13 protein-coding genes are annotated in these 18,490 nt (G+C 66.4%); 4 read left to right on the forward strand and 9 right to left on the reverse strand.

Annotated features, from left to right (window positions below; all coding sequences use genetic code 11):
• Positions 1–12: 12 nt before the first annotated feature.
• From BM365_RS08415 to BM365_RS08435, 5 genes are all read right to left on the reverse strand, one after another.
• Positions 13–1,518 carry a tryptophan halogenase family protein gene (locus BM365_RS08415; protein ID WP_093488256.1) on the reverse strand — a complete coding sequence of 502 codons (1,506 nt, stop codon included), beginning with the start codon at positions 1,516–1,518 and terminating at the stop codon, positions 13–15.
• Positions 1,519–1,530: 12 nt separating this feature from the next.
• The gene (locus tag BM365_RS08420; RefSeq protein WP_093488258.1) at positions 1,531–2,517 is read right to left on the reverse strand and encodes a cupin-like domain-containing protein; all 987 of its coding nucleotides are present in this window, start codon (positions 2,515–2,517) and stop codon (positions 1,531–1,533) included.
• 13 nt (positions 2,518–2,530) lie between these two features.
• Positions 2,531–3,232: a SapC family protein gene (locus BM365_RS08425; protein ID WP_093488260.1), complete on the reverse strand. Its 702-nt coding sequence runs from the start codon at positions 3,230–3,232 to the stop codon at positions 2,531–2,533.
• A 117-nt stretch (positions 3,233–3,349) separates the two neighbouring features.
• Complete coding sequence (locus BM365_RS08430; protein WP_093488262.1) at positions 3,350–6,337, reverse strand: TonB-dependent receptor; 2,988 nt, start codon at positions 6,335–6,337, stop codon at positions 3,350–3,352.
• Between the two features lie 357 nt (positions 6,338–6,694).
• Entirely contained in the window at positions 6,695–7,705 is a 1,011-nt protein-coding gene (locus BM365_RS08435; protein ID WP_093488264.1) for a LacI family DNA-binding transcriptional regulator, read from the reverse strand.
• Between the two features lie 428 nt (positions 7,706–8,133).
• On the opposite strand from BM365_RS08435, the gene BM365_RS08440 reads away from it, so the two are divergent.
• Together BM365_RS08440 and BM365_RS08445 are read left to right on the forward strand one after the other, a co-directional pair.
• Positions 8,134–9,504, forward strand: coding sequence for a glycoside hydrolase family 30 protein (locus BM365_RS08440; protein WP_093489608.1), 1,371 nt, complete (start codon positions 8,134–8,136; stop codon positions 9,502–9,504).
• Between the two features lie 4 nt (positions 9,505–9,508).
• Positions 9,509–10,333 carry a polysaccharide deacetylase family protein gene (locus tag BM365_RS08445; protein ID WP_233210918.1) on the forward strand — a complete coding sequence of 275 codons (825 nt, stop codon included), beginning with the start codon at positions 9,509–9,511 and terminating at the stop codon, positions 10,331–10,333.
• 7 nt (positions 10,334–10,340) lie between these two features.
• Here the strand turns inward: BM365_RS08445 and BM365_RS08450 are convergent, their stop codons facing one another.
• The 3 genes from BM365_RS08450 to BM365_RS08460 all read right to left on the reverse strand — a co-directional run bounded on the left by BM365_RS08450 (position 10,341) and on the right by BM365_RS08460 (position 13,909).
• On the reverse strand, positions 10,341–11,291 hold the full coding sequence (locus BM365_RS08450; RefSeq protein ID WP_139227362.1) for a hypothetical protein: 951 nt from the start codon (positions 11,289–11,291) through the stop codon (positions 10,341–10,343).
• A 591-nt stretch (positions 11,292–11,882) separates the two neighbouring features.
• Complete coding sequence (locus BM365_RS08455; RefSeq protein ID WP_158253533.1) at positions 11,883–12,902, reverse strand: sulfotransferase family protein; 1,020 nt, start codon at positions 12,900–12,902, stop codon at positions 11,883–11,885.
• The gene (locus tag BM365_RS08460; RefSeq protein ID WP_093489611.1) at positions 12,899–13,909 is read right to left on the reverse strand and encodes a glycosyltransferase; all 1,011 of its coding nucleotides are present in this window, start codon (positions 13,907–13,909) and stop codon (positions 12,899–12,901) included. Before BM365_RS08460 ends, BM365_RS08455 begins: the two co-directional genes overlap by 4 nt.
• A gap of 283 nt (positions 13,910–14,192) precedes the next feature.
• On the opposite strand from BM365_RS08460, the gene BM365_RS08465 reads away from it, so the two are divergent.
• Both BM365_RS08465 and BM365_RS08470 read left to right on the forward strand, forming a co-directional pair.
• The gene (locus tag BM365_RS08465; protein WP_093488268.1) at positions 14,193–14,912 is read left to right on the forward strand and encodes a response regulator; all 720 of its coding nucleotides are present in this window, start codon (positions 14,193–14,195) and stop codon (positions 14,910–14,912) included.
• Positions 14,909–16,324 (forward strand): sensor histidine kinase, encoded by a 1,416-nt coding sequence (locus BM365_RS08470; RefSeq protein ID WP_093488270.1) that lies wholly within the window; start codon positions 14,909–14,911, stop codon positions 16,322–16,324. Before BM365_RS08465 ends, BM365_RS08470 begins: the two co-directional genes overlap by 4 nt.
• Positions 16,325–16,328: 4 nt before the next feature.
• Here BM365_RS08470 and BM365_RS08475 read toward each other — a convergent pair whose 3' ends face one another.
• Positions 16,329–18,458, reverse strand: coding sequence for a TonB-dependent receptor family protein (locus tag BM365_RS08475; RefSeq protein WP_233210916.1), 2,130 nt, complete (start codon positions 18,456–18,458; stop codon positions 16,329–16,331).
• Positions 18,459–18,490: the final 32 nt, after the last annotated feature.

The following is an 18,490-nucleotide window of genomic DNA, read 5'->3' on the forward strand; positions in this document are numbered from 1 at the left end:
GTCGCGCGGCGGTCAGGGTTTGGGCGCGGGGCAATAGCTGCGCAGGTAGTCCATGTGCGCCGGCATCTGCCGCGCGGTGTCCAATACGTTGCGGCGGATGTCGTCGAGGAAACGTTGCAGGTCTGGCGGAGACATCACGTCGGCGGTGGGATGGTACCGCTTCGGCACGATGCCCTGCCCCATCATCACCTGGATCCAGGAATTCTCGCCGAACAATTCGCCAGGTACGTGGAACACCGTACCCGTCTCACGGAACAGCTCGATGCGGTGGCGCAGCGTCGCCGGGATTTCCATCTCTGCGATCTCGCGCCAGTAGGGCGTGTCGCGGCGGTCGCTGACGTGGTAGTGCATCACCACGAAATCGCGCACGTGCTGCAATTCTTCGTCCAGGCGCGCGTTGTACTCGTCGATGGCCGGCTGCGTGATGGCCTGCGGGAACGTCTGCAAGAGCCTCACGATGCCGCGCTGGATCAAGTGAATGGTGGTCGATTCGAGCGGCTCGATGAAACTGCCGGCCAAGCCCAGCGCGACGCAGTTCTTCGCCCAGCACTGCTGCCGCTGCCCAGGCTTGAAGCGGATCGGCCAGGGCTGCTTGATGACCTCCCCCTCGACGCTGGAGAGGAATTGCTCGCGTGCCTCATCGTCGCTGATGTGGCGGCTGGAATAGACGATGCCGTTGCCCACCCGGTGCTGCAATGGGATACGCCACTGCCACCCCGCCGTTCCCGCGATCGCTCGCGTGTACGGCACGGCGTCGCGGACGGCAGTGGTCTGAGTGGCCAGTGCGCTGTCGTTGAAAAGCCATTGCGACCAGTCGGTATAACCCACGCCCAGCGCCTTGCCGATCAGCAGGGCGCGGAAGCCGGTGCAATCGATGAACAGGTCGCCTTCGATCACGTCGCCACGCTCCAGCTTGATCGAGGAGATGCAGCCGTCGGCATCGGTGGCGACGTCGACGATCTTGCCCTCGATTCGCTTGCATCCGTGACGCTCGCTGAAGCCGCGCAGGAAGCGCGCATACAGCGCGGCGTCCATGTGGTAGGCATAGTTCACATGGTAGCGAGGCAGGTGCGAGAAACGATCTTGGAGCGCGGCCTGAAGTTCGATGCAGTAATCGCTGTAGTCGCTGGCGATGCCCTCCGCATGGCCGCGTAACCAGAAATGCTGGAACCCCGCCGACCAGTGATCCTTTCCGCTGATGCCGAAGGAATGGATGTAGCGATGGCCCAGCTCTTTCCAGTGTTCGAACGAGATCCCCAGCTTCACGGTCCCCTGCACGGCCGCCATGAAGTCCTGCTCCTTGATGTCGAGCAGGCGGTGGAACACGACGAGCGTCGGGATGGTGGCTTCGCCGACGCCGACCGTGCCGATCTCCTCGGACTCCACCAGGGTGATGTCGAGCGTCTTGCCCAACGTCTTGGATAGCGCCGCGGCAGCCATCCAGCCGGCGGTACCGCCGCCGGCGATGACGACGCGCTTGATGGTGCGGGGCGTGGCGATGGGATCTTGGTTATGCATGCGGTGGGGCACTCAACGGTTCAGGCGCTGCAGCAGCAGCGCACGCAGGTGGCGGACGCGCGCCTCGTCCATGGACGACAGCGAGCGACGCGCGGATTCGGGGATATGTCCGGCATCGGTCGCTTCCTCGTAGCCGAAAACATAGTGATCGAAGACATCCTTCCAGATCGCGCGCTCGTGCGCGGGCAGGTCGCGCACGCTCATGATCGCGAGCATCAGCGCATTCATCGGCGTATCCATCCAGCCTGGCGAACGCCGCCACCAGTAATTGACGAGCACGTTGAATGCCTCCAGCCCTTCCATGTGGTGCCACCACATACTGGGGATGAGGACCGCATCCCCGGGACCCAGCTCGGCCTGAAAGGCGTTCCGCAGCGCGTCCGCGAAACGCGGGAAACGCTCCGGATCGGGCGATGCGAAGTCGACCAGGCTGACCGCCTGACCTGCGGGCGTGTGGTCGAGCGGGCCGACGTACAGGTTCTCGAGCTGGTCCGGAGAGAACAGCGTCACGCGACGACGGCCGGCCACCACGCACGCGAGGTTGTCCGGCACGTCCTGGTGCGCCGCGATCCGGCTTCGATTGCCGATCCAGATGCTCGCCAGCGGATCGCGCGGATCGAGATCCACGTCGTTCTCCGCGCGGAATCCCGGCAAGAACGTGTCCAACGTGGTGGATGCCACGTAGATCGACGGTGGCGCCGGGGCGTCGAGGTACTTGCGCAGGGTGTCCAGCGCGACGGACAGCGGTACTTGCTCCCGCCGGAAGTTGAAGCCGCTCAGGTCGTCGTTGTAGAACACGCGCCCCTGCATCTCGGGCGCGGCCACAGTCGCGACGACCGGCATGGTGCCGTGGTCGAAGCGCTTCAGGTAGTCCATGGCCGCCAGCGCAGACGTCCTGGCGGCTTCCACCATGGGCCAGCGCGACGCCACGCCGCGCAGCACCAACGGCAAGGTGGAATGCAGGAGCTCGCCTATTGGCGCGCCCGGCTCGACGTCCATCTCGCGGATGGGCTCAGGCTGCGGAAGCACGGCGTCGGTTCGTCCGCTCGATCAGATCGCGAAACCGCGACATCGAAGCCAGCACCATGTAGATAGGCTGCAGATGCCCCGCCCGCGCGAGCGTCTCCAGACTCGCACCATCCAACGCCCCAAGCCGCGCTTCGTCGATGGTGTGGAAGCCGGCGAGGCGGTTGTTCGACCCGTCATCCAGGCGGACGTCCAGCACGAACGATTCCAGCAGCGCGTGCCGCTCCAACGCATCGATGAACGCAGGTGTGGCGCTGACGCCGTCATGTAGGGCCAGTAGGACCGACTTGATCCGCTCCAGGTGCTCGGTCGCGACTCCGTGTTCATGGAACAGCGCCTCGCCACCTCCGATGCGCGGATGGTCCATGTCCACGTGGATCAAGCGCTCCTCGCCGGCGACACCGACGAGGAAAGGCTGGCGCCGGATCCCGAGCGGCACGTACGTCGCGTCCCAGCGGTCGCCATCGAGGAACAGGTTCGTGCCTTCCTCGAGTCCCATCAGGGCGAACGGCACGAATCCTGCGTCGCGGCCGCGCCGGAACACGATCGGATAGTGTCCCTGGATGTCCCGGAACTCGGCGGGGAAGGTCAGCACCTGCATCACGGCATCGCCGAGCGCAGCGCCGTGGCCGGCACGCACGCGCAACGCACGGTGTTCGGTGGGGGTCAACAGGACAGGCTTGCTCATCGGCTCTCGCAGGCGTGAGGGCAGCACATCATGACCAAAGCATCGTGCCCGATCACGCCGTGCAAAGAAAGACGGAGCCGCCGGCTTGCCGGCGACTCCGTCGGTCCATCCCTGCGATCAGAACTTGTAGCGCAGGCCGAACATATACCGCGGACCGGTCTGCGTGGCGAACCGCACCATGTTCTCGTGGCGCGCATGGGTGCGCATCGTCTCGTCGGTGAGATTGATGCCTTCCAGGCTGAGCGTCAGTCGCGGCGTCAGCTGGTAACTGACGTTCATGTCGAACTGGCCGTACTCTTCGACGTAGTTCGGGTTGTTGCCCTGCCCGCCGACGCCGTTGAAGAACTCGTCGCGCCAGTTGTAGGCCGCGCGGATCTGCCACGGCCCCTTGTCGTAGAACGCCACCAGGTTGGCGGAGTCGCTCAGTCCCACCAACGGGTACTGGTCGCCCAGGTCCGTGTTGTCGAACGTCAGGCCCGAATCAACCTTGGTGTAGTTCGCCGCCAGGCCGAAGCCGCTGTCGCCGAACAGGTGCTGCACGTTGATTTCGAAACCATCGAGCTTGTCCGAACGCTGGTTCGCCGGCACGGTGATGTTGAACCCGGCGATCGGATCGCCCGGCTGGCCCGTGATGGTTCCCGCCGCCACATCGACGCCTGGATCATTGGCATGGTTGGTGAAGATGTAGGTGCGGATGCAATCGCCATCGGTGGGCAGGCAGCCCGCCGCCAGGGCGTTGTTCCAGTAAGTGCCGCCCACCGGCGTGTGCAGCGCGAACGGTTCTTCCCGGACCACGGTATCGCTGATGAAGTTCTTGATGTCCTTGCGGAAGTAGCCGATGGAGAAATAGCTGCCTTCGCCGTAGTACCACTCGAAGGACAGGTCGAAATTGTCCGAAAGCAGCGGTTCGAGCGCCGGATCGCCCCGGTTGCCGTCGCCACCGGTGATACGGACCACGTTGGCGAGTTGCTGACCACCGCGGATCGCGCCCCATCCCGGCCGACCGATGGTCTGGCTGTAGCTGCCTCGCAGGACCATGCTCTCGCTGAGGTCCAACTTCAGATCGAGGTTGGGCAGGAAGTAGTCGTAATCGCCCTCGCGCCGGCCGAACGTGCGCTCATCGGCATAGTTCACGTAGAGCTCGTTGGCCGCGACCCAGGAGATGGTCTCGCCCACGCGCTCCAAGGCAGTGGATACGACCTCGGTCTTCTCGTAGCGAACGCCCAGGGCCACGCTGAGCGGCATCGACCAGTCGAACTTGGTCGTCCATTGCACGTACGCGCTCTTGGACTTCTCGGACGTGCGCATGTCGTCCGTGAACTCGGTCGGCATCTGGTAGCAGGTGGCGCATCCGGATTCGGTGATCGCCGCCTGGCGCAGGCGCTCGAAGTCGAACACCAGGAAGCCGTCGGTCCAGTTCGGGTTGTTGCTGTTGCCGAAGGCATCGAAGTACCGCGACATGTGGTCGACGTACCAGATGCTGTCGTCGTAATCCGCCGGCGTACCCACGCCGCCCCAGGTGTCGCGCTGCATGACGGCCGACGCCGAGCGGTTCTGCACGTCGATCGCCGACACGCCGAAGTCCAGCCCGGAATACTCGCCGAACTCGAAGCGACCCTTGGCCTGCAACTGTTCGACGTCGGACTTGTTGTAGCTGTTCTGGAACACCGAGCCGGTGACCAGCGCCTGCGACGGCAGCACCTCGGTCTGGCCGGGCGGGAGCTGGACGTTGACGATCGGGATCTCGCCGCTGTAGTCCACCGTGGTCGTGCCACGGATGTACGCGGCGACGCCCAGCACGCCTGCGGAGCCGAGCGGACTGTCCGGCTTCGATTCAGACGTGGAGTTGTGGTAATCGAACTCCAGGCTCAGGTTGTCGGTGACTTCCCATTCCACGTTGAAGCCCAGCGAATCGCCGGTGGTCTTCGTTGCGAGCTGCATGCCGCCCATGGAGAGGTCGGCGCCGGTCATGTCTTCGGAATAGATGATCGGCGCAGCTACCGGACCATCGGTCCAGGAACTGTCGCCCGGACCGTAGTTGAACCACACCGACAACTCGCTGCGCTGCTGCTGCACCTTGTTCTCGATGTAGTTGTAGTCCAGCGTGGTCGTGACGCGGTCGCTCGGCGCCCACTGGAACGTCACTTGGCCATTGGTGCGCTGGCGCTGCACGCCATTGACGCTGTAGCCCGTGTTCTGCGGGCGCGCATAGACGTCGTCAGGGCCCGGCCTGTTATCGATCCGGTCGTAATACGATTCGCCCGGCAGCGGCAGACGCTGCCAGCTGTTGGAATTGTCACCGTAAAAGGTCAGCCAGCCATCGGCGACCGAGGCCTGGTTGAAGCCCGAATCGCGCTCCTGGTAACTGCCGCTGAGCGCGATGCCGAACCGGCCATCCGCGAACGTCCTGCTGAAGATGCCGGACATTTCGCCGGTGAAATCCTCGCCCTGCTGCGTCTTCGGCAGATTGCCGTTCGACGTATCGTGGACGGTCTTCAGGCCGAAGCTCGCGACCGGTTCGGCTTCGAGCGGACGCGCCGTCCTGACATCGATGGTGGCACCGATGCCGCCCGTCGGGTTGTCGGCACGGCCGGTCTTGAAGACGCGGATCTCCGAGATCGATTCGCTGGCTAGGTTGGCGAAGTCGAACGACCGCGAGGTCGAGTTGCCCGCACCGCCATTGCCGAGATTGGACGCCGGCATCTGGCGACCGTTGAGCAACACCAGGTTGTAGTCCGGTCCCATGCCGCGAACGGTGACCTTCGAGCCCTCGCCGCTGGACGTGCGGTCGATCGATACGCCGCTGATGCGCTGCAGCGATTCGGCCAGATTGGTATCCGGGAACTTGCCGATGTCCTCCGCCACGATGCCATCGACGACACCTTGCGCGTCGCGCTTGAGGTTCATCGAGGACTCGAGGCTGGCGCGGATGCCCTTCACCACCACTGTATCCAACGTGGTCGGGTCGACTTCGGTAGCCGTCGTCGACGGCGTTGTGGTGGTGCTCTGCGGCTCGGCTTGCTGGGCCCATGCGGGACTCGCCATGGCGATCAGCAATGCGGACGTGAGCACCCGCTTCCTTGGAACGGACTGCACTTGCTTCATGGACTTTCCCCTCTCCGGAAATTCACGAATAGCGTGTTGGTATGCGTTGGCGCGACGTGCTCGAGGCCCCCTGTCCTCTCACATTGGGCCGCATTGGACGCGCGATTGACAGCGTTGTCAACTTTCCCACAATTGCTCCGCTGAGCGCAGAAAACCCCTTGTTTTAAGCTGTTTCATCGATGCTGCGGCGCAGCTGAAATCGTTTTCCATTCTTCGCATCGCTTTATCGGATGGAAGAAATTTGTTGCCCGCCGGTGCGGAAGGTTTTTGATTGGTATGGCGATCGAGGCCACTCAGCGCGCAGGGCTAGACCTCGCGCTGGCCGCGATCGATGAGTGGAAAAATGCGCGCGTGCCCTCAGCGCCGCGCAGGCGACTGGGTCGACTCCCGGAACACCACTTCGTGCTCGACATGCACCATGCCGCCCGCCTCCGCCGTGCGAATGCGGGCCAGCAGCTGGAGCGTAGCCAGTCGGCCCATTTCAGAGGTGGGCTGACGGACGGTGGTCAACGCGGGATAGATATGGCGCGCGATGGGCGTGTCGTCGAAGCCGCACACCGAGATGTCCCGGGGCACGGCCAGGCCACGCTCGCAAGCCGCACGGATGACGCCGGCCGCCATATCGTCGTTGGCGGCGAAGATCGCGGTCGGAGGGCGCTTGAGGTCGAGCAGGCGGTTGCCGGCTTCGATGCCCGACTCGTACGAGAAGGCGCCCTGTACCACGAGGTCCTCGTCGAAATCGAGCCCCGCCTTGCGCAGCGCCTCGCGATAGCCTTTGAAGCGCCATTGGCATGCGCCGTGCGCGGGCGGGCCCTTGATGTGGGCGATGCGTCGATGGCCTTGCGCGACAAGGCCTGCCATCAGTTCTAGCACGGCTGCGGTCTCGTCCATCGATACGCCGATGCGGTCCTGCGGGTGCTTGGGTGCAATGCAGGCGAAAGGCACGTCGTGCTGCTCGAGGAACTCGAGCACCGCCGGGTCGTCGGTCAGCGGCGGGATCAACACCACGCCGTCAGGTGCGAAGTGCTCGAAGACCACCTTCAGATCCTCGGCCTTGCGTTGCTTGGCCGATCCGACGGGTGCGAGCACCAGGTTGTAGTGGTTGTCGCGACAGGCATCCAGCATGCCGCTCTGGATCTCCATCAGGTAGTTGCGCGAAGGATTGTTGTAGACCAGCGCGATGACGTAGGAACGTTGCCCTGCAAGGCTGCGGGCGGAGAGATTGGGCCGGTACTGCAGTTGTTCGACTGCCTTCATGACGCGCTGGCGCATCTCGTCGCGCACGTTGGGCTCGTTGTTGAGCACGCGCGACACGGTCTTCATGGACACGCCGGCGGCGGCGGCCACGTCCTCGATCCGACTACGCATTCGGCTGCTCCCGCTCCACTCCGCACATCCTCCTGGCAAGACCCCGGATTCTGACAGCGACGCCCGTTCCCTGGATACCGCAGCGCGTGCCTGCACGCTGCAGCGGCTCCCCGATCGCGCCATCCACACATGCGACGCGCGCGAATCGTTGTTGCAAAGCAGCACATCAGTGCGATGGACGCGCGATGCGATGTGCCCTGCATCGCGCGTCCCGCCACCGAACACCGCTTACGGTTGACACCAAGATGTACCAACGGTATGACAGCGCTGTCAACTACCGCGTGTCCGGCAAGCCGTTGCCGGCACTGCATCCACCTTCGAGAGGCACCACGATGCATTCCACCCGTATGTTCGCCGCCGTCGCGCTGGGCGTGACGATGGCCGCCGGCCTGACGCACGCCGATGCCGCGCAACCCCGGGAGACTCCCATGCCGACGTCGGCGACCGTCACCATCTACACCACCGCGCAGGACACCGGGCAGCGCCTGAGCAAGACCGGCACCGCCACCTTGAAGGCCGGCCACAAGCTCACCGAGGTCGAGAATTCGGTTTTCGTCGATCCCGCGAAGCGCTTCCAGTCGATGCTGGGTATCGGCGGCGCGATCACCGATTCCACCGCCGAGGTGTACGCCACGCTGTCGCCGGACAAGCGCGGCGAGTTCATGAAGGCGTACTACGACAAGGATGCCGGCATCGGCTATTCGCTGGCGCGCACGACCATCCACAGCTCGGACTTCAGCTCGGCCAGCTACACCTACGTCAAGGAAGGCGACAAAGCGCTGGCGTCGTTCTCGATCGACCACGACCGCCAGGCACGCCTGCCGATGATCAAGCAGGCCATCGCGGCCGCCGGCGGCGACCTGCCGCTGTTCGCCAGCCCGTGGAGCGCGCCGGCCTTCATGAAGACCAACAAGCACATGCTGCGCGGCGGCGCCTTGCTGCCCGAGTACCGCCAGGCGTGGGCGAACTACTTCGTCAAGTTCATCCAGGCGTACGAGAAGGAAGGTGTCCCCATCTGGGGCATCACCGTGCAGAACGAGCCTATGGCCACTCAGACCTGGGAATCGATGCTCTACACGGCGGAAGAAGAGCGCGACTTCCTCAAGGACTACCTCGGCCCGACGATGCACAAGGCCGGCTTCGCCGACAAGAAGATCATCGTGTGGGACCACAACCGCGACATGATGCTGTACCGCGCACAAGTGATCCTCGGTGATCCCGAGGCGGCGAAGTACGCTTGGGGCCTGGGCTTCCACTGGTACGAGACCTGGGCGGGCTTCGACCCGATGTTCCGTAACGTCGCCGCGGTGACGCAGGCTTTCCCCGATAAGCCCGTGCTGCTGACCGAGGCGGCGGTGGAGAAATTCGACCCCGCGCGCTACCAGTACTGGCCGAACGCCGAACGCTATGGCACGTCGATGATCAACGACTTCAACAATGGCGCCGTGGGCTGGACCGACTGGAACATGCTGTTGGACGAGAAGGGCGGCCCCAACCATGTGGGCAACTTCTGCTTCGCCCCGCTGCATGCCGATACGCGCACGGGCGAACTGATCTATACGCCCAGCTACTACTACATCGGCCACTTCTCGAAGTTCATCCGCCCGGAAGCTCGCCGCGTCAGCACCGCCACCAGCCGCAGCACACTGCTGGCGACGTCCTTCGTGAATCCGGACGGACGCTTGGCTACGGTGGTGATGAATCCGACCGACAAGGAGATCGCCTACAACTTCTACGTCGGCCAGGCCTCGACCGTGGTCACCATCCCGGCGCGCGCGATCCAGACGCTGGTTAACTGACGCCGTGACATTCTCGCTGCGCCCGATGCGCTGCTGGCCGCTGGCGTTGCTGCTGGTGGCGACGCACGCACTCGCCGCGGAACCGTTTGCCTGGCCGGGCGGCAAGCGAGCCGCCGTCAGCCTCGCCTACGACGACGCGCTGCCGTCGCAACTGGACCATGCGATCCCGGCGCTGGACCGGCACGGCCTGAAGGGCAGCTTCTACCTGACGCTGGCGTCGGACACGCTGCGCACGCGTCGGGAGGCGTGGGTAGAGGCTGCCCATCGTGGGCACGAGCTCGGCAACCACAGCCTGTTCCACCAGTGTTCTTCTTCGCTGCCGGATCGGGCGTGGGTGCCGCCGCATCGTGATCTCGACACGACCACGGTCGCGCAGATGGCCGATCAGGTGCGCCTCGCCAACGTCATGCTCGCCGCGCTGGATGGCCGTACCGCGCGCACGATGACCGTGCCCTGCGGCGACACGCAGGCGCAGGACGGCAACTACATCGATGCCGTGGCGTCGGAGTTCGTCGGTATCAAGCTGGGCCAGGGCGGCGTGGTGGTGGACATGGCGACGCTCGATGTCGCGGCCGTGCCGGTGGATGTCCCGGTGGGCGTCACTGGCGAGCAGCTGATCGCGCGCGTCGAGGAAGCCGCGCGACGCGGCACCCTGGTCAGCTTCACCTTCCATGGCATCGGCGGCGACTACCTGTCGGTATCGAACGAAGCACACGACGCGCTGCTGCGGCACCTTGCCGCCCATCCCGATGTGTACTGGGTGGCGCCTTTCGTGGACATCATGCAGTACGTCGCGCGCGTGCGCTCCACCCAGCACACGACACCCTAGCCCGCGCTCAACGATCGCAGGACACCAGCTTCTTGCGGGCGTGCCACAGGGCGCGCCGCGCCAGGGTGTAGGCCATATCCGCTTCGCGCGGCAACAGGTGTTCGGCGCGCACGGGATCGGCACCATGCGCGAACGCGTACTCGATGCCCTCCAATTGGGACAGGTGCAGGCGCACCGGTCGCGCGAAGTCGGCGAAAAGCGATGCTTTGCAGTGCGCGAAGTCGCGGCCAAGCAGCGCCAGTTGGCCGCGAATGGCCCGACTCGCTGCCCCCTCCAGTCCCGGCGCCGGCTCCTCCGCGATCGGCGCAGCCTTGTACGCATCGCCAGTGGCTTCGCTACCCAGGTCCGCGATCCGCTCGTGCAAGGCGGGATTGAAGCGCACCGGCGGCGGCGGCCGTGCGCGCGCGGGTTGGTCGCCCGTACCGAGCGGGATACTCACCGCCCCGCCCGTGACCGTGCCGTGCGCGTTCTCCAGCGCGACGTCGCCCGCCGTGCCCTTGCCTCGCCACACGCGATCAAAACGGGTCTCGCGGTACTCGACCGGATTGACGCGATCGAACGGCCCGCGCGCGCCCGCCTGCCGCCCATCCGGCGGGCTGCCGGGCGGTTGCCCGGGTGCGGGCGGCAAGGCGCCGATGCCCTCGGGCACACGCACGCGCCCGTCGCGCCCATACAGACGCATCTGCGACGGCACCGGCTGCGTGGACGTCGCGACAGCCGATGTGGGCTGTGCCATGGGCGGCGCATGCGACGTGGCACCGCTACGCGCCGCAGCATCGAGGCGTGCAGGGTCCATCACGGCGTCCGGGGAAGCGCGTTCCCGGACGATGAAGCGCAACCGCAGCGGCGACGCTTCCCCTTCGGCCAACTTCGCCGTCGGATGCTGAAACAGCAGCACCATCAGCGCGAACGCCATGACGGCCGCACTGGAGACGCCTGCGATGAGGCGATCCAGCACGTCCGTATCCGGCGCGTGCGCACGCGGATCAGGCGGCACGCACTACCACGCGAGCCGACCACTGATCGCAGCTCACTCCCTCCTGCACGACGGATAGGGTCACACAGGATCTTCGATGTCGTGGGGTTCGCCCGGCGGAGGCGGATATCCCCGATCCTCGAGACAGGCGTCCAGTAGCGCCCGCTGGTCATCGCTCAATGCTGACGGGGGCGCGTCACGGTCACCGGACGAAGGAGGGGGCAAGTCGAGTTCGTCCGCACACGTCGCGATCGCTGCATCGATATCGGGCGGCGGGAAAGGCATATCGCCATGGCCCCGTGGCGGAGGTGGCGGCCCACCGGGCCCGAAGGCGTGTGGCAACGAACGGTGCGCATGAGGGAACGGCGTGCAGCAGGCCGCAAGGCCGATGGTCAGCCCGGCGAGCGCCAGGCCACGCAGGAAAGGAACGTAAGACACGCGATTTCCTCGCAGGATCAGGGTGAACACGGGCGACGATGGAGCAAAGCCGGCACGGGGGACGGAACGGGACGTGGGAGAGGTTGGCCACCGTGCCGTCCCACCATGCCGGGCGGAACACGGATGCAGCATGAATCACGCGTGTGGCATGCGAATGCCGGCCTGTGTCAGCCTCGTCGCACGCGATGCCGGCAGGTGTGCGACCGCGCGTATGCCCACGCGGCTGGCAAGGGCGGATTCCACCCAGCGACGCTGCGCGGCGTCGAGCACATCGCCGAACGGATCGCGCGCCTGCAGGGGTTCCAGGTTGCCCGCCTTCCACGGCTCGTCCGTGCGGATCAGGCCACCAGCGAGGGTGCGATAACGCGACCACAGCGTGTCGTCGGGTTCGCAACCGAGGAAGGCCAGCACGCGGCCCATCGTATCGCGCGGCGTCCGCACCAGTGCTTCGTAGCTCACGTGCAGGTGGCGTGGATCGTTGCGCCAGCGTTCGCTTTCACGTCGCGCAGTGTCCCAGCGGTCCACGCACTTCTCCAACGACAGGAACGGTCGCCAACCGGGATGGTCGCGAGCGGCGCGGTACAACGAACCGACAACCTGCGTGCCTTCGCGTTGCACATGGATGAAGCGTGCGTCCGGCACGCCGCTGCGCAGATGGTCGATGTAGAACAGGTGATCAGGCGTCTTCTCGACCCAGATCGGCTTGTGCATGGCCAAGGCATGGGCGTCGAGGGTCCGCACGAACGCGTGCAGCTGCGCGGCGAGCCGCCATCGATCCCGGTCCGGCGCATCGACGGGAAGGTTGAGCTGGCGCAGGAACGTCCAGGTGCGCTTGGCGCGGCGCGGATCGACCAGCGACCAGCGTGTGAACGCATCGCGACGCCAGTGCCTCAAACGGGCCATGGGCGCGCGGGGTCGGTCGGCATCGCAACGACGGTGCTCCTCACTGCCGAGCATCATCGGCAGGAAGTGGGTCTCCGGTTGTGATCGGATCTGACGGTGCGCATGCAGCAGCGACTGCAGCAGTGTGGTGCCGGAACGGGGGCAGCCGACGACGAACACGCGGCGCCGTACATGACCCGCCTGCGTACGGCTCGCGGCTTCTCTGAGAGCGTCGGCCAGGCAGGCCTGTTGTTGAAGACGACGCGCGCTCACGAAGCACACCCGGTGGCGAGGCCGGGGGTCGTCTCGCCAAACAGCATGGGTACGGTCGCCTGCACGCGCGCATGGAACGCGCGGCGGCCCGCAAGGAAATGGGTGCGCGCCGCCTCGCCCATCGCGGCGCGCTGCCAACCCGTGAGGCACAAGGCATAGTCGACCGCGCGTTCGATCGCCTCGATGGTGACCTCATGGGTCGTATCCAGCCCTTGCCTCCGACCGGGTAGCGCCTTCATCAACACGCCACGGTCCGGCGTCACATGCTCGTTCATCGGCGCTGCATCGGTCGCCAATACCACCGCGCCCACGCTCATCGCCTCGACGAGATGATGACCGTAGCCCTCGACTTCAGAGGGGCAGACGTGAAACACGTGCCGGTTCTGCAACCACCGTAGCGCACTGTCGTCGAGGTAGCCGACGTGATGCTCGATGTTCGTCGCAGCCGGCCCTCGGCGTGCATGGCGCTCGGCCTGGACGACGGTAAGTCGCGGCCACTCCGGGTGCCGGCGCCAGGCCGCCAGCAGTACCTTGGTGCCCTTCGACGCGCTGCTGCCGGCGAGATGGAAGAAAGCGCGTTCGCGCGCCACCGACACATCGCGCCGGTCATCGCTGGTGAAGCCGAGATACGCCGTGGGGCACCCGCGCGCCTCGAACAACCGCTGCGCATGCCGGGTCTTGCACAGGACCAGGTCGAATCGCGGCAGCAACGGCTGCCACTTGTCGAGCAGCCATTCCGGGTTGGGCACCAGCACGTTGCGTTTTGCCAACGGCAGGCAGCGCGGATAGACGCGCTCGAGGAACACCTGCACATCGAGACGGCCGTGGCGCAGTCGGCTCGCCCAGAGATCCAGCTCCATCGCCTTGCCAGAACGGCCACCAGCGCCGAACGCAACCCGCTCGCAGTCCAGTCCGGCATGGAACAGGCCCTCCGCCATCAACCTGAGGTCGCGGCTGAGGCCCACCCCGTTGTCGCGGGTGAGCAGACGCAGTGAAGGAGCGGGCATGGCGTGCACCGGTGTCGGGAGAGTCGTGAGCCTGCGCGGGCGATGTCGCGTGGATTTGCCCCTGTGTCGCCGTTCGAAATGCCACACGACACACAGCGCCACACGCCGACACACCGGCGCCATGCGTAGCGGGCACGCTGCCTTGGTGTTGGCGTCAGACCAACCGTGTCCTCAATCCCCGGAAATCCTTGCCGCCACACCGCGTGGCGGCACTTTTTTCCTCGGTAGGGCCGGTCCCGGGATGGCGCATACTTCCCATGGACGCCGCCTGCGACGCTGCACGATGGACCTGAGCTCCCACATCCTGGTGGTCGACGACGACCCCGAACTGCGCACCCTGATCGGCGATTTCCTGCGCGACCACGGCTATCACGTGGAGGTGGCGGCCGATGTGGCGACCATGCGCGAAGCGATCGCTCGCCGACGGCCGGACCTGGTCGTGCTCGATGTGATGATGCCGGGCGAGGACGGCCTGTCGGCGGCGCGTCGGCTGGCGAACGAGGGTGGCCCGCCCGTCATCATGCTCAGCGCGCTCGGTACCGACACCGACCGCATCATCGGCCTGGAAGTCGGCGCCGACGACTATCTCGCCAAACCCTGCAACCCGCGCGAGTTGCTCGCGCGCGTACGGGCGCTGCTGCGGCGCAATCCGCCCGCAGCGGAAGGCGAGCCCGCGCCATCCGGCGGCTTGCAGTACCGCTTCGATGGCTGGAGCCTGGATGTGGCGCGGCGCGAGTTGCGCGATCCGACGGGCATGCACATCACGCTGTCCGATGGCGAGTTCAGCCTGCTGCGCACCTTCGTCGAGCACCCGCAACGTGTCCTGAGCCGCGACCAGTTGCTGGACTACGCGCGCGGCCACAACGTGGATGTCTACGACCGCGCCATCGACAGCCAGGTAAGCCGCTTGCGTCGCAAGCTCAGCGAACGTGGCGGTCCGGACATGATCCGGACGATCCGCAACGAGGGCTACATGCTGCTGCCGTCGGTCGTGCGCCGATGAGCGCACGCCTGCGCCGCATGCCGCTGTTCGCGCGGACGTTCCTTCTGCTGCTGGCCGCGCTTGCGGTGGCGTACGCGATCGGCATGGCGGTACTGCTGTATCGCCCGCCGGTGGACGGCATCGCCTTCAGCGAACTGACGGCGCTGCTGTCATCGCGCATGCCCGCGACCGGTCCGGACCTGAAGGTCTACGACGCGGAACAACCGCCCATCCCGGACCCTGCGCGCTACCGCGCGTCGCCCTTCGTGCGCGACCTGCTTGCGCAATGGCTGGGCAGCGACGCGCAGCATGTGCACTTCTATCACCTGCAGGGGCCGCAGCCGTTCTCGCCGGCACAGCGTGCGCCGGGCGGACCGCCGCCCATGGCCGGCGCCGGGATGCAGGCACCCCCCATGGACGGTCCCACCCGTCCGCCGGAAGACGCAGGCAATCCGGCGGCGCAACGCTTCCCACTGGCATGGCGACCGGATGCCCCGCTGCGGGGCGATTTCGTCGCCGCGTTCCGACAGACCGACGGACGTTGGCGCGTCGTCGAGAACACGCGCAACCGCACGAGCTTCATGATCCGGCTCGCCACGCTGTTCCTCGCCGGCATGCTTGCCCTGCTGCCCCTGGCGTGGTGGTTCTCGCGCGCGCTTGCCGCACCGATCCGCCAGTTCACCCGCGCGGCCGACCGCATGGGACGCGAAAGCGGCGCGCCGGCACTGCCATTGACCGGCCCCAGCGAGTTCGCCAGCGCAGCCGCCGCGTTCAACGCCATGCAGGCGCGCCTGGACCGTCTGCTGCAGGAGCGCAGCGAGATGGCAGGCGCCATCGCGCACGACCTGCGTACGCCGCTCGCGCGTCTGGCGTTCCGGTTGGATGCATTGCCGGACGAAAGCCGCGACAAGGCGAGTGCCGACATCGCCGAGATGTCGCAGATGATCGATGCCACCCTCGCCTTCATCCACGACCAGAACCGCCGTCCACTGCGCGAGCCCCTCGACCTCCGATTGCTGGTCGCAGGCGTGGCCGACAGCCTGCGCGACACGGGGCACGATGTACATGTCGAGCCCGGCGCGCCTGCGCCGATGAAAGGCGATCCGCTGTCGCTGCGGCGCATGGTGGGCAACCTCGTCGACAACGCGCTGAAGTACGGGCATCGCGCGCGCATCACGCTGTCGCCCGAAGGACAGGGCTATCGTCTTTGCGTGGATGACGAGGGTCCTGGCATCGATCCGGCGCAGACGGAACAGCTGTTCATGGCCTTCGTGCGCGGCGAGGCATCGCGCAATCGCAGCACCGGCGGGATCGGACTCGGCCTGGCCTCGGTGAAGCACACCGTGCTCGCGCACGGTGGCGAGGTACAGCTGTCCAATCGCAATGAAGGCGGCCTGCGCGCCAGTGTCTACCTACCGCGCGGCGCCGAATGACCCATCACTGGGCAGCCCAGTGCCAGCGGGCACCCAACGTGAAGGTGCGTCCGGCGCCGGGTTCGTAGAAGCGCCCGTTGCCTTCGTTGACGATCACCGAACCGATGTGGAACCGGTCCATTGCGTTGTCGATGCGGCCGAACACCTGCAGGCGTCCGTTCGCCCACGACCACGCGCGATCCGCTTCCAGATGGAGCAACCCATAGCCCGGCGCACGTTCGCTGCCGGTGTCGTTGACGGTGACATCGCCCATGCCGACCAGCTGCGCCGCGGCCTGCCAGCGCTCGCCCTGCCAGCGCAACCGCAGCGATGCCTGCTGGCGCGCAATGCCGGGGATCCGGGTTCCCGCGGCGACCTGCACGCCGGGCGTGGTGCAACCGGCAGCGGTGCAGATCGGGAAGCTGTCGCGGAAGGTCGCGTCCAGCCAGGTGTAGGCGAACTGCACCCGCCACGCATCGCCCAGCGGCACATCCGACTGCAGTTCGAACCCCTGCCGGCGTGCGGCGCCCACGTTGCGGTAACTGCTGCGTCCACCGACATTGCGCGCCACGGCGAGTTCGTCGTCGGTATCGGCACGGAACACCGCCGCTTCCAGCGTCGTCCCGCCTGCCGCGCGCCACTTCGTGCCCAGCTCGAGGTTGCGGCTGGCCGCCGGTCGCAGGTCGAAGGCCAGGCCGGCGGCGCCATCGGCGCGATAGCCCAGTTCGTTGAAGGTCGGTGTCTCGAAACCTCGACCGATCGACGCATACACGCGCAGCGCGTCTTCCGGCGCGAACACCAAGCCTGCCACCGGCATGACACGGTCGTACGCGACCCTTCCGCTGTCGTCGGGATTGGTCGCGGTGACGTAGGCATCGTCGGACGTGAAGGTGATGCGGCTGCGGCGCGTGCCCGTCAGCAATGACCAGCGCGGTGCAAACTTCCACCAGGCCTGCAGGTACTGGTCCGCGTTCTCCACTTCGTTGCGTTCATCCCGCTGCAAAGCGCCGCGCACACCCAGCACGAGGCCGACGAAGTTCTCGTAGCCGCGGCGCCGCTGGCGTTGCCGGTCCGCATTGAGGCCGGCCGTGAGTTCCACCGGTTGCCCCGCGAGCTGCCCTTGCCACGACCAACGCAGATCGGCGCCACCGTAAGTGGTGTCCAGATCGATGACGCCACCGGAATTCAGCGGATTCCCTTGCGCTGCAACCGGCAGGGCGAGGAACTGCTCGACGTCGCGCTGACCGCCATACCCCATCACCCGCACTTGGTGTCCCTCGCCGAACGGGAGCGCATAGACCGCACCCATCTGGTCCTGGGAAGCCGACTTGCGCGTGTTGAACGCGATGGCCACCGGCGACGCCTGCCGTGGCGCTTGCCACGCCTGCGCCCGCGTCAGTCCCAGCGGGTCTTGCGCATCGGGCGCATCGAAATGATTGGCGACCAGATCCAACGTGCCCGTGCCAGGGCGGAAACGCAGCAGGACATTCAACGACTCGCGGCGTGCGGCCGCGTGCTCGCGGTAGCCCTGCGTATCAAGCACCGAGGCCGCCAGGTTGTAGCCCACGACATCGCCCGCACCTCGCAGGCGTGCGCCCAGCAGATAGGTGTCGTGGCTCGCGGCGCTGGCCTGCAGCCGCGCATCGCGTCCTTCTTCGGGAAGGTCGCTCCATGCCTGGATCACGCCACCGGACGAGTTGCCGTGCAGTGCGGAGAAAGGCCCGCGCAGGATTTCGACACGGTCCGCGCCCAGCATGCTGAAGTGCGACACCTGGCCCTGGCCATCCGGCATCGTCGCCGGCACACCATCGGCATACAGGCGCACGCCACGCACGCCGAAGGTGGAACGCGCGCCGAAACCGCGGATCGAGAGCTGTGTGTCCTGCGCGAGGTTCTGGCGCTCGCGCGCCTGCAGCCCGGGAATGCCGTCCAGCACGTCGGACAGTGCGGCCTGCGTGCGCGCGCCGCCGTCGCCCAGCGACACCACGTCGATGGAGGCCGGCGTATCGAAAGCAGTGACGCTTTCGAGCCGCGTCGCGGTGACCACCACGCGGTCCAGCGTCTCCGCCCCCTGTGACGTGCCATCGACCGCCAATGCCGCGGGCGACAGCATCGCGCCGCCCACCATCCATGAGAACCGCGATGTTGCGCGCATGCAGGAAACCGAACCGAGAGGCGGACGCTCGA

The organism is Pseudoxanthomonas sp. YR558 (assembly GCF_900116385.1).
GTDB lineage: Bacteria > Pseudomonadota > Gammaproteobacteria > Xanthomonadales > Xanthomonadaceae > Pseudoxanthomonas_A.